Origin of the sequence: Falcatimonas sp. MSJ-15, assembly GCF_018918265.1 — a bacterium.
GTDB lineage: Bacteria > Bacillota > Clostridia > Lachnospirales > Lachnospiraceae > Falcatimonas.
Genome location: NZ_JAHLQC010000025.1, coordinates 23,975 through 36,885, shown reverse-complemented (window position 1 = coordinate 36,885; position 12,911 = coordinate 23,975). Strand labels below are relative to the sequence as shown.

Below are 12,911 nucleotides of genomic sequence, written 5' to 3'. Positions count from 1 at the left end.
TGAGATATCCCAAGCGCAAGCTGTAAGACCCCTTGAAGACGACAAGGTAGATAGGACAAAGGTGGAAGCGTGGTAACACGTGCAGCTGATTGTTACTAATAGGTCGAGGACTTAACCAAGAAAAAGAGGTTAACCTCAGAAAAAGGATTCTAAAAGATATAAATTCAGCGTGTAGTTTTGAATATATAATATAGAAAGATCTAACTTTAAGTTAGGTCTTTTTCTTTATGTAATATATAAAAAAAGTATAAAGTTATTAAGAATAAGCAAAGAATAACTTGTAAAAACACGATATACATTCTAAAGTATTTAAGATAAAGAGGGGTGTATATTGTGAAGAAACAATTAAGAATAAGAATAGCAGTACCTATTATGATATTGTTTATATTGACTATGGTTTTTAATAATACCTATTATAAACCGATAGCAGTATATGCTGATTCAACAATGGAGAAAAGAGCAGTATGGATATCATATCTGGATTATTCAGAATTAAAAGATAAAAATATTGATGAATTTCGTGCTAATTTTTCCAATATGTGTAATAGTATTGCATTAGATGGTATGAATACAATAATAGTTCAAGTAAGGGCATTTGCTGATTCGATATATCCATCAGCTTATTATCCATGGTCAAAATATATAACATCAAGTAGTACAGGTCCTGGATATGATCCACTTAGAGTAATGATAGAGATAGCACATCAAAATGGGCTAAAGTTTGAAGCATGGTTTAATCCATATAGAGTATCAACAACAACTGCGAAAACTGTCGAGGTAAAACAATCTGGTTGGGTAAATGGAAAAGAAGATATGTTAACAGAATATTTATCAGGAGATGAAGCGTGTTTAATATTAAATCCTGCCAGTCAGAGAGCGATTGATTTGATTACAGTTGGTGTTAAAGAAGTATTGTATAATTACGATGTAGACGGAATACACTTTGATGATTATTTCTATAAAAGAGAAGCTTATCCGGAATCGACAAAAGAAGAAAGAATTGCAAATGTTGATAGACTTGTGTCTAATGTATATGCTACAATTAAATCATATAATCCAAATGTTATATTTGGTATAAGTCCAAATGGAGATATAGCCGGTTGTATTAACAATGGTGCAGATGTTATTAAATGGATGACGACAAAAGGATATGTTGATTATATTATGCCACAGATATATTGGTCTAATAATTATGGTAATGATGGTTCAATACAAAAATTTTCAACAGTATTGAATGAATGGAAATCATATTATAATGGAAGTACAAAGCTATATGTTGGACTTGCATTATATAAGTGTGGTCAGAATGTATCTGGTGATATAGGATGGTCTACAAGAAGTGATAATCTGTATGAACAACTAACAGAATTAAAATTAAATAATGTCTCTGGTTTTGCATTATTTAGATATGCACATTTACATGATGATAGTTCAAAAGCAGAATTTAATAATGTGAAGACTTTTCTTAATGATTATAACCACATTTCTGATACATTGTTTTATCAGGTATATACAACAGGCAGTGGTTGGACCAAACAGATTACAAATGGCAATACAGCAACATTAGGAGAAAATTCTAAGAAGATAGAAGCATTAAGATTAGCTGTTGATAATCCGACAGTAAGTGGTGATGTTGAATATTCTGTATATATGAATAATACCCGATGGACTGAATGGTATAAGAATTATGCTATAGCAGGCGAGAATGACAATTCAAGAAGAATTGAAGCTGTAAAGATCAGACTCACAGGTGAACTTTCGAATAAATATGATGTTATATATAGAACATATGTGAGAAATATAGGCTGGACAGAATGGACATCTAATGGTGAGCCATCAGGTTCAACAGAGATGGCGAAGAGTATTGATGCTATACAGGCGAAGCTTGTAAATAAGAATGAAATTGCTATCCAAAAAAACACAGCATCTGTGTTAAATGCTGTTAATATAATTAATATGAAAGCCCATGTACAGAATTATGGATGGAAAAATGATACATATCTATGTGGTGATAATGTTGGAACAGTTGGCGAAAGCAGAAGACTTGAGACTGTTAAGATTAATAAAGTAAATACTACACTTGCTGGAAGTATTAAATATAGGGTACATGTGCAAAATATTGGTTGGATGGACTGGAAAAAAGATGGTGAAGAAGCCGGAACTACTGGAAAAAGCCTTAGAATTGAAGCGATGCAGATTCAATTAACAAGTGAACTGTCTGACAAGTATGATGTTTATTATCGAGTACATGTACAGAATAAAGGCTGGTTAGGATGGGCTAAGAATGGTGAGATAGCTGGAACAACAGGAATGTCCTTAAGAGTAGAGGCAGTACAGTTTATATGTCTTGAAAAAGGTGCAAAACCACCTGTTAATATAGCAGCACCTAGCATTTTGACAAGCAATTAAAGATAGTATAGAATATTATAAACAAAGCATCAAACTTTTTAGGTAGTAAAAAATATGTTATATGTTATGAATTGTTATAGAATCATAATAACTCAATATTAAAAATGAATGAAAAAGATAACATGAAATATATGATGCAGAGCATACGATATGAAACATGTAATATGATATGAAACATGCATACGATATGAAACATGCAATACGATATGAAATATATAACATGAAATATGCGATATATGACTAAGAATACGATGGAGGACAGAATATATGATAATAGAGAATGTTATAGATAAAGAAACACATTCTTTTGACGGCAGTAAGGGATATGGTATAAACGGTTATAAAATTAATAATATCTCAATGCTTAAAAAGAATCGAAAAGATAATAAAAATAATAAAAAGAAAGTTAATAAGATATTATGTTTTGTACTTGCGACAATACTTCTTATGACATCATTTTTTGTTAAGAATTCATTAGGAGACAGTAATATCTATGCAACAACTTTTAAGTATGCCAATGATCCATTGGTTATTGTGATAGATCCGGGACATGGTGGCAATGATCCTGGTGCTATTAAGAATGGACTTGTTGAGAAAGATTTGAACTTAAAGGTGGCACAGTATCTAAGAGATGAACTGTTGCAATATCCATATGTAGAAGTATATATGACACGAGAGACTACGAATGAGAAACCTAGTCTGTATGAAAGAGTACTGATGGCAAAAAAATTAAAGGCTGATGCTCTTATTAGTATACATTTTAATTCATCAGATTATTCATATGAGAGAGGTGCAGAAGCACTTATTGCAGGTGGGCAGTATAATAGCGAAAGAGCAAAAGAAGGAAAGACATTAGGCGATAAGATATTAGGTCATATAGCAGCTAGAGGATTTGTAAGAGAGACTTCAGGTGATGCAAGAGATGGATTATTTACAAGATTTTGTACAGATGGAACAACGTATGAGAATGGTGCTGTTGCAGATTATTATGGAATAGTTCGCTGGAGTATGAAACTTGATGTTAATGGACTTATTATTGAACATGCTTATGTATCTAATAAAAGTGATGCACAGGTTATAAAAAATGATGCAGCACTTCATTCATTGGCACAGGCAGATGCACTTGGAATTGCAGAATATTTTGGACTTACAATAGATCCAGATGTTGTATATGCAGGAACAGATTACAGCAGTGTGTTTGATAAATATTATTATGCTAATAAATATCCAGATCTTAAGAATGCATTTGGCTATGATGGACAGAAACTTCTTCAACATTTTGTTACAAATGGTATAAGAGAAGGACGTCAGGCAAGTGAGGAGTTTAATGTTAATTATTATAAGAATAGATATGCTGATCTAAAGAGAGCATTTGGAAGTGATAATGCAGGATATATGATACATTATATTCATAATGGCAAAAAAGAAGGACGATATGGTGAGAATCCGGCATATTATAATGGAGTAGATTATTCAGATGTATATGATATAGAGTACTATTATAATACATACAGTGATCTTCAGATGGCATATGGCAAGAATCCAAGAAAACTTATAGAACATTTTGTTAATTGCGGAATGAAGGAAGGCAGAAGAGGTTCAGAGAGATTTAATCCGGAATTCTATAGAAATGAATATGCGGATCTTCGTAATGCATTTGGTGATAATAAGGCGATATATTATCTGCATTATATTCAGAATGGTAAAAAAGAAGGTAGAAAAGCAGAAAAACCAGGTGTATATAAAAATGTTGATTATTCGTTAGTATATGATAAAGAATATTATAGAGCAAAATATGAAGATCTTCAGAGAGCATTTGGCAATGATGATTATGCATATATAAAACATTTTGTTGAATCAGGAATGAATGAGGGCAGAAAAGCTAATCAGAGCTTTGATGTTAATATATATAAGAATAAATATACTGATTTGCAGAATGCATTTGGTGATAATAATAAGCTTTATTATCTGCATTATATGAACTATGGATATGATGAAGGCAGAAATTGTGACAAGTAATAAAAAACAAATAATAAAATGTTATATAATCAGAATTTTGATGATATAATAAAAAAAGTATAATAGTGATAATTATAATTCAGATAGTTATAATGTTGCTCTAATTATAACTTAGATAGTTACATTGTTAGATAGTTATAATGTTTAGCTAATTATAACTTAGATAGTTACAATGTCAGATAGTTATAATGCTTCCCTAATTATGACTTAGATAGTTACAATGTTGATTAATCATAGTATAGATGATTATAGTTGAAAACAATATAGAATGTAGTAGTAATGTATATAAAAAGGCAAAGATACTAAAATAAAGAAAAAAGTATCCTTGCCTTTTTTATTTATCCTAAAATCTTAAGATATGTTTAATCTTTGTTTGGTGGCATTGAAAAATAAATTTAAGTGTGTTATTCTTGATAAGATGTTGAAAAAATAAGAATAATTACAATTAAAGAATTGTGGTAATTATGATAAAAGTTGTAATGGGAGAATTTAATATGGATGAGAAGTTTGTTAGAAATGCAAAGAAACTAATTATATTAACAATCCTGATAGTGATAGTTGGGGTAGTTATATGGTGGAAAGTAATGCAGAGAATGGAACTTAAAGTGGATAAGTATACGTTTGATGAAAGCAAAATTACAGAACAGTTTGAGTATAATATTGATGAGCTTATCTGTGAAGAAGGACAATTAAGTATATCTGGATGGCTTGTAAAGCCTGATTCAGAGGCAACGATGTCAGTATATACTATTCTGCTTAAGAATATACAGACACAGGAGTGTTATAAGATTCCAACAATGAGAATTGATGTGTCAGATGAAGATGTTGAGAATATATTGGATATATATGGAGAGAATACAGGCGTTGATATATGTGGTTTTTATGCATATACCAATTATGAAGAATTGAATCTTTCACAGCAAGATTATGAAGTATATATGCTCGTGAAAGACAAAGGTAAGGAATATATAGTTCCTTTTGATACAACAGTTGATGAGTGGAGTGGTGACGATGAAGAATAATTTGGCAAAAAAAGAATATTATAGTGAACAATTACCATTTATAGTGTTATTTCTTATCTATTGTGTGATATTCAGAACATCAATTCAATTTGGTGATGATTTAGATCTTATACCAAAATATCAGAACCTTACAATAATGGATCAATGGAATCTGATTGTTAAGGATTATTTTTATTGGTCATCAAGAGTAATTGTTAATGGAATTATTCATGTGGTACTTGGATTTAATAGGAATATATGGGTTGTGTTAAATGCTCTTTTTGCAGTAGTTATGGGAAAATCAGTATCAAAATTGGCTGTGAAAAATAATAAAAGAGTAGGAAACTGGGTAGTAGTAGGATTCTTACTTATGTATCCTGTATATTGTAGTGGCGTTGCTGGATGGATGACAACAACAATGACATATTTTTGGCCAATAGCAGCAGGATTTGCAGCATTAATTCCAATAAGAAAGATTATTGACGGAGAGAAGATTAAAAAGTATCAATATGTATTATATTCACTTGCACTTGTATATGCATGTAATGAAGAACTTGAACTTGTTGTGATTTTTGTAGTATATGGATGCTTTTTGATATATATGTTAGCAAATAAAAAAATAAACAAATATTATGTTGTTCAATGCATATTAATTATTGCAAGCCTTGTATTTACAATGACAGCACCGGGTAACAGTAATAGAAGTACAAGCGAGATAGGACATTGGTTTAGAGATTATGAAGCTATGAGTTTCTTAGATAAGGTGGATATAGGAATTACATCAGCCTTGTGGAGAGTATGGTTTGGAAGAATATGGTTTTTCATAATTGTATGTGCATTAATTGCAATTATAGTATGGAACAAATACGATAGTATACTTTTTAGAATCACATCAGTTTTACCAGTAACTGCAGTTATTATATACTCATTGCCAAAAGATTTTTATCAGAATGATTTTGGTGGATTTGCACGATATACTGTAGCAGTATCAAGAACAGGACTTATAAATATTCAGACTTGTGGAGATAAAGAGATGCTTATAGAATTGCTTCTGCTTATAATTCCTTGCGTGGCATTCATCTTATCGCTGTATCTGATTTTTGAAAATACATGGAAATCGCTATTTACGATTGCAATTTTAGTAGGTGGAACAGCATCTAGAGTGGCTATGGCATTTTCACCAACTATATGGGCTTCGGGAACAAGAACATTTTCGGCAATGTTCTTTGCGATAATAATTATCGGGGTTATGCTCTATAGTGAGATTGATGAGAAGAAGATGTTAACAGACAAAAAGAGAAAGAACATAGTGGCAGCTATACTGACAATATCAGTATTTGTAATGCTTGATATGTTTGCCTGTATTATATAGAAATTAAATAAAATACTATTAGGAGTGAAAGTTATGGAGAATATTAATCACACATTTGCAATATCGGCATATAAGGAATCACCTTATTTAGAAGAATGTATACAGTCACTTGTATCTCAGAAGATTAAGAGCAAGATAATAGTGTGTACTTCAACACCTTGTGAGTATATTGAGAATATTGCTAAGAAGTATTCTTTACCATATTATATAAAGACTACAAAAAGTGATATTCAGGATGATTGGAATTTTGCATATAATAAAGCAGATACAGATTGGGTAACAGTTGCACATCAGGATGATATATATAATGAAGAGTATAGTAAAGTTATACTTGAAACTGCTAAAAAATATGATGATATCAACATGATATATACAGATTATATGCCAATTCTTAATGGAAAGACAGGCAAGAGAGATAAGAATAGTAAAATTAAAAAAGTGCTTAGATGTCCATTGTTGATTCCGGGATTTAACAAGATAAAATTTGTTAAGAAAATGACATTAGCATTAGGCAATACTATATGTTGTCCGACAGTGACATATAATAAGAAAAGAGTAGGAGATACAATCTTTACATCTGAACTTAAGTTTTCTCTTGATTGGGATACATTTTACAAATTTGCATGTATGAAAGGCAGAACAGTTTATATTAATAAACCGTATGCATATTATAGAATTCATGATGGTGCTACTACAAAGTCATTCATTGTGAATGATACACGAAAGTATGATGATATATATATGTTTAACAAATTTTGGCCAAAGTGGATTACAAATTTGATTATGAAAGTTTATGTTAAAGCATACGATACTTATAATTAAAGCGAAGAATATCATAGATATTAATTACGTTAATTGTTAAGAATAAAGGTATAAAAGATACAAAAATGGGAGTGAAAGAAATGAATGATACATTGTATATAGTAATTCCTTGTTATAATGAGGAAGAAGTATTACATGAAACAGTAAAAAGACTTACAGCAAAATTTGATAAGATGATTGAAGAAAATTCAATATCTGAAAACAGTAGGATAATGCTTGTAAATGACGGTTCTAAGGACAGAACATGGGAGATAATAAATGAACTTTATACTTCTAATAAATATGTAACCGGAGTATGCTTAAGCAGAAATAAAGGACATCAGAATGCACTTTTAGCAGGTCTTATGACTGCAAAAGAATATGCAGATATGGTAATATCAATGGATGCAGATTTGCAAGATGATGTTGATGCTGTAGATAAATTTGTGGAAGAATACAAGAATGGTGCTGAGATTGTATATGGTGTTAGAAATTCAAGAAAAAAAGATACATTTTTTAAGAAGACAACAGCATTAATGTTCTACAGACTTATGAACAAACTTGGAGTAGATACAGTATATAATCATGCAGATTACAGACTTATGAGCAAGAGAGCATTGAATGAACTTGCTAATTTTAAGGAGGTTAATCTTTTCTTAAGAGGCATAATACCAATGATAGGATTTAAAACTGCAATAGTTGAATATGAACGTAATGAACGTTTTGCAGGTGAATCTAAATATCCATTGTCTAAGATGATATCATTCGCAGTTGAAGGTATTACTTCATGTAGTGTAAAACCTTTAAGAATGATTACTTCAGCAGGATTAATAGTATCATTTTTAAGTTTTATATATTTGATATATGTGATAATAGGATTCTGTATGGGAAGAAATATTCAGGGCTGGACTACTACGGTAGTATTAATATGTCTTTTTGGTGGAGCACAGATACTTTGCTTAGGCATAATTGGTGAGTACGTTGGAAAAATATATAATGAAGTAAAACAAAGACCAAGATTTATAATAAGCGAAGAGCTTTTAAAATAGGTGAAAAACCAAACTTGGGTCAAACTTAAGAATTTAATAAGAAAATTATTCTTGAATATATATATTATAGATGATATAATACGGAATTGATAATGTGAAGAATTATTTTTGGAGGAAATTTACAATGAGAACATATCTAGTAACAGGTGGTGCAGGTTTTATAGGTTCAAACTACATCCACTACATGTTTAGAAAGTATGATAACGAGATCAGAATAATTAATGTTGATGCTCTTACATACGCCGGAAATCTTGAAAACCTTAAAGACGTAGAGAACAGAGAAAACTATACATTTGTTAAAGCTGATATCTGTGACAGAGAAGCAATTGAGAAGATTTTTGCTGAGAATGACATTGATAGAGTTGTTCATTTTGCAGCTGAAAGTCATGTAGACAGAAGTATTAGAAATCCAGAGGTTTTTGTACAGACTAACGTGCTTGGTACATTAGTTATGCTTAATGCAGCTAAAAAAGCATGGGAATTAGAAGATGGAACATTTAAGGAAGATAAGAAGTTCCTTCATGTTTCAACTGATGAAGTATATGGCTCACTTGAAGAAGGAGATACATACTTTTATGAGACAACACCAATTGATCCACACAGCCCATATTCAGCAAGTAAAGCATCATCAGATATGTTAGTTAAAGCATATATAGACACATATAAGTTCCCAGCGAACATTACAAACTGTTCTAACAATTATGGACCTTACCAGTTTCCTGAGAAGCTTATACCACTTATCATTAACAATGCATTACATGGTAAGAAGTTACCAGTATATGGTGATGGTAAGAATGTAAGAGACTGGTTATATGTTGATGATCATGCAAAAGCAATTGATATGGTTCAGGAACAGGGAAGATTAGGTCAGAGATATAATATCGGTGGACATAATGAAAAACAGAACATAGAGATTATTACAATAATTCTTGAAACTTTACAGGAATTATTACCAGATACAGATGAGAGAAAGAAACTTGTATCAAAAGAGTTAATCACATATGTAGAAGATAGAAAAGGTCACGACAGAAGATATGCTATCGCACCAGACAAGATTAAAGCTGAGATTGGCTGGTATCCAGAGACAATGTTCAAAGATGGTATCAAACTTACAATTAAATGGTACTTAGAGAATGAAGAATGGATGAATAATGTAACTTCAGGTGATTACCAGAAATACTATAGCGAAATGTATAAATAATGACAATATAAGGACAGGTAGTATTAATGCCTGTCCTATTAAAGGTTTAGGAGGAGACTTTCAATGAAAGGAATTATATTAGCGGGTGGTTCAGGAACAAGATTATATCCACTTACAAAAGCGGTATCTAAGCAGATTATGCCTGTTTATGATAAACCAATGATTTATTATCCATTATCAACATTAATGTTAGCTGGAATCAGAGATATTTTAATAATATCAACACCAAGAGACTTACCAGCATTTGAAGAATTATTCGGGGATGGTTCACAGTTAGGTCTTAATATGAACTATGCAGTTCAGGAACAGCCTAATGGACTTGCAGAAGCATTTATTATCGGAGAAGAATTTATCGGTGATGACAATGTAGCACTTGTACTTGGCGATAACATCTTCTACGGTCAGAGTTTCCAGAAAGTTCTTAAACGTGCCGCTGATATGAAAGAAGGCGCAACAATATTTGGATATTATGTAAGAGATCCAAGAGAATATGGTGTTGTTGAATTTGATAAAGATGGAAAAGCTCTTTCAATTGAAGAAAAACCAGCTAATCCAAAGTCAAACTATGCAGTACCAGGTCTTTACTTCTATGATAATAGTGTAGTAGAGATTGCAAAGAATGTAAAACCATCAGCTCGTGGTGAGATTGAGATAACAAGTGTTAATAATGAATATTTAAGAAGAGGTAATCTTAAAGTTGAGACTTTAGGACGTGGATTTGCATGGCTTGATACAGGTAACCATGATGCGTTACTTGATGCAGCAGATTTCGTTGCTGCATTCCAGAAACGTCAGGGATTATATATCTCATGTATTGAAGAGATTGCTTACAAACAGGGATTTATTTCAAAAGAACAGTTACTTGAACTTGCAAAACCTCTTATGAAAACAGAGTATGGTAAATACCTTGTAGAGGTTGCGGAAGGTCTATAATAAATAGTATAAAAGAAAGGGTAATTGTAGTTGATGCAATTACAATGGTATAGAAAAATGGGAAAGATTACAGTTGAGACATGTGATATTGAAGGATTAAAAGTTATCACTCCTACAGTATTCGGAGACGAAAGAGGATATTTTATGGAGACTTATAATTATAATGATTATAAGGCAGCAGGAATTGATCAGGAATTTGTTCAGGACAATCAGTCTTCATCAAAAAAAGGCGTTTTAAGAGGATTACATTTTCAGATTAACTTCCCACAGGACAAATTAGTAAGAGTTGTAAGTGGTGAAGTATTTGATGTTGCTGTTGATTTAAGACCAGGTTCAAAGACATATGGCAAATGGTATGGTGTAGTTCTTTCAGCTGAGAATAAAAAACAGTTCTTTATTCCTAAGAACTTTGCACATGGATTTGTAGTATTATCAGATTCAGCAGAATTTGCATACAAATGTACAGATTTCTATCATCCAAATGATGAAGGTGGTCTTGCATGGAATGATCCTGATATTGGAGTTGAATGGCCAATTCCAGCAGATATGGAATTAACTATTTCTGAAAAAGATCAGAAATGGGGCGGAATTAAAGCTTTTACAGAGAGTAGAAACAAATAATATATGATATATAATTAGTTAGCATAAAAATAATGCAATTAATTAACTACTATAGATATCATATATTGATGTTAAGTCTATAAAGGTCATGCTTAGAGCTTAGGCATGACCTTTTAAGGCGATATAGAAATCAATATAATCAAATATGTTAAGAAAAGAGGGAGAAAATTATGAAGTATGACTTTGATTTAGATCTGACGAACAGTAATTCATTATTATTAATATTAGAACAGATACGTAGAGGTTCTGTTGTTTTGGAATTCGGTCCAGCTAATGGAAGAATGACAAAATATTTAAAACAGGAATTAGATTGTGACGTATACTTAGCAGAGATTGATGAAGAAGCTGGGAAGCAGGCCCTTCTTTATGGCAAAGATTTGGTTATAGGTGATGTAGAAAATTTTGAATGGTTTGAGCGATACAGAGATATAAAGTTTGATTATATCGTTTTTGCAGATGTGCTTGAGCATCTTAGAGATCCAAAGACAGTTCTTGACAGATGTAAACTTTTATTAAAACATGAAGGTTCGGTATTATTATCAGTACCTAATCTTGCACATAATTCAGTACTTATCAATCTGATGAATAATGAATTTGAATATACATCAGTAGGATTGCTTGATAATACACATATACATTTCTTTACGAAGAATAGTCTTGAGAATATGGTAAGTCAGGCAGGATATTTTCCAATTAAGAGAATGGCAACATATTCCAAAGTTGGTACAAATGAACTTGTGAATACTGTTGATTCAGTAAAAGGAATACCTGCATCATATTGGAATACCAGAGAATATGGTGAGATATATCAGTATGTATATGAGATAAAAGCTTTCAGAGAACAGACTGTCAATAGTGAAAATTATATAAGACCTACACTAGGCAACTATTATGCTGAAGCATTTTTGGGAAAAGAAGGTTATACACCGGATAAATCGCTTAAAACAGAGATTGAAAATATAGAAGGAGTGTCAAGAATTGTATTTAAATCAGATATGCTTCTTGATGAATTCAGATTTGATCCTGTTAATACATCTGCTATTATAAAGGTTCATCAGATGACAGGGTTTGATAAAGATAATAATGCACATGAGTTATGTTTGAAAAATGCTAATTGTGAACTTTCGGGTAATGGTATTATGATATTCTTCACAGGAGATCCGATTATGATTATAAAGAGTTGCGATGAAGCTGATATTGTAAGAGCAGAATTGGTCGTAGAATACATCTCAATAGATGGTGAAGCAATAAGAAAAGTATCAGATGCAACTATAAAAGCAGCTATGACAAAAGAATTTCAATCAGAAAATGAAATCTTACGAGCAGATATTGCACTACGTGAACAGAATTATAATAATATAATTGCTTCAAAAGATGAACAGATAAGGGAATTACAGCTTAAGATTGCTAACCTTGAGCAAAAAGTGTCAGATAGTGAGAATGAGATAATGGCTATGCGTAACTCAAATAGTTGGAAGATGACAAAAATCTTTAGACGTTCATAA

Annotated in this window: 10 protein-coding genes and 1 rRNA gene; all 11 read left to right on the top strand. The window is 31.5% G+C overall.

Going from position 1 to position 12,911, the window contains the following annotated elements; translation table 11 throughout:
* Nucleotides 1–119, top strand: a 23S ribosomal RNA gene (locus KQI85_RS15180); the annotation flags it as partial.
* 214 nt (nt 120–333) lie between these two features.
* The gene (locus tag KQI85_RS15175; protein ID WP_216576887.1) at nt 334–2,409 is read left to right on the top strand and encodes a family 10 glycosylhydrolase; all 2,076 of its coding nucleotides are present in this window, start codon (nt 334–336) and stop codon (nt 2,407–2,409) included.
* A 267-nt stretch (nt 2,410–2,676) separates the two neighbouring features.
* Nucleotides 2,677–4,428, top strand: coding sequence for an N-acetylmuramoyl-L-alanine amidase (locus KQI85_RS15170; RefSeq protein ID WP_216576886.1), 1,752 nt, complete (start codon nt 2,677–2,679; stop codon nt 4,426–4,428).
* Nucleotides 4,429–4,922: 494 nt separating this feature from the next.
* On the top strand, nt 4,923–5,450 hold the full coding sequence (locus tag KQI85_RS15165; RefSeq protein ID WP_216576885.1) for a hypothetical protein: 528 nt from the start codon (nt 4,923–4,925) through the stop codon (nt 5,448–5,450).
* On the top strand, nt 5,440–6,801 hold the full coding sequence (locus tag KQI85_RS15160; protein WP_216576884.1) for a DUF6056 family protein: 1,362 nt from the start codon (nt 5,440–5,442) through the stop codon (nt 6,799–6,801). The genes KQI85_RS15165 and KQI85_RS15160 overlap by 11 nt, the downstream gene beginning before the upstream one ends.
* A gap of 33 nt (nt 6,802–6,834) precedes the next feature.
* The gene (locus KQI85_RS15155; RefSeq protein ID WP_216576883.1) at nt 6,835–7,623 is read left to right on the top strand and encodes a glycosyltransferase; all 789 of its coding nucleotides are present in this window, start codon (nt 6,835–6,837) and stop codon (nt 7,621–7,623) included.
* Between the two features lie 80 nt (nt 7,624–7,703).
* Nucleotides 7,704–8,651: a glycosyltransferase family 2 protein gene (locus KQI85_RS15150; protein ID WP_216576882.1), complete on the top strand. Its 948-nt coding sequence runs from the start codon at nt 7,704–7,706 to the stop codon at nt 8,649–8,651.
* A gap of 124 nt (nt 8,652–8,775) precedes the next feature.
* A complete protein-coding gene (rfbB, locus tag KQI85_RS15145) occupies nt 8,776–9,852 on the top strand; it encodes a dTDP-glucose 4,6-dehydratase (protein ID WP_216576881.1) in 1,077 nt (358 codons plus the stop codon).
* Between the two features lie 63 nt (nt 9,853–9,915).
* Complete coding sequence (gene rfbA, locus KQI85_RS15140) at nt 9,916–10,785, top strand: glucose-1-phosphate thymidylyltransferase RfbA (protein WP_216576880.1); 870 nt, start codon at nt 9,916–9,918, stop codon at nt 10,783–10,785.
* Between the two features lie 57 nt (nt 10,786–10,842).
* Nucleotides 10,843–11,406, top strand: a complete 564-nt coding sequence (rfbC, locus tag KQI85_RS15135) for a dTDP-4-dehydrorhamnose 3,5-epimerase (protein ID WP_216576879.1) — start codon at nt 10,843–10,845, stop codon at nt 11,404–11,406.
* A 170-nt stretch (nt 11,407–11,576) separates the two neighbouring features.
* Complete coding sequence (locus tag KQI85_RS15130) at nt 11,577–12,911, top strand: bifunctional 2-polyprenyl-6-hydroxyphenol methylase/3-demethylubiquinol 3-O-methyltransferase UbiG (RefSeq protein WP_216576878.1); 1,335 nt, start codon at nt 11,577–11,579, stop codon at nt 12,909–12,911.

Bases quoted from the DNA above. Each gene is read 5' to 3' on its own strand.
- KQI85_RS15170 (WP_216576886.1), top strand. From the start codon at position 2,677: ATGATAATAGAGAATGTTATAGATAAAGAAACACATTCTTTTGACGGC.
- KQI85_RS15165 (WP_216576885.1), top strand. From the start codon at position 4,923: ATGGATGAGAAGTTTGTTAGAAATGCAAAGAAACTAATTATATTAACA.
- KQI85_RS15160 (WP_216576884.1), top strand. From the start codon at position 5,440: ATGAAGAATAATTTGGCAAAAAAAGAATATTATAGTGAACAATTACCA.
- KQI85_RS15155 (WP_216576883.1), top strand. From the start codon at position 6,835: ATGGAGAATATTAATCACACATTTGCAATATCGGCATATAAGGAATCA.
- KQI85_RS15150 (WP_216576882.1), top strand. From the start codon at position 7,704: ATGAATGATACATTGTATATAGTAATTCCTTGTTATAATGAGGAAGAA.
- rfbB (WP_216576881.1), top strand. From the start codon at position 8,776: ATGAGAACATATCTAGTAACAGGTGGTGCAGGTTTTATAGGTTCAAAC.
- rfbA (WP_216576880.1), top strand. From the start codon at position 9,916: ATGAAAGGAATTATATTAGCGGGTGGTTCAGGAACAAGATTATATCCA.
- rfbC (WP_216576879.1), top strand. From the start codon at position 10,843: ATGGGAAAGATTACAGTTGAGACATGTGATATTGAAGGATTAAAAGTT.
- KQI85_RS15130 (WP_216576878.1), top strand. From the start codon at position 11,577: ATGAAGTATGACTTTGATTTAGATCTGACGAACAGTAATTCATTATTA.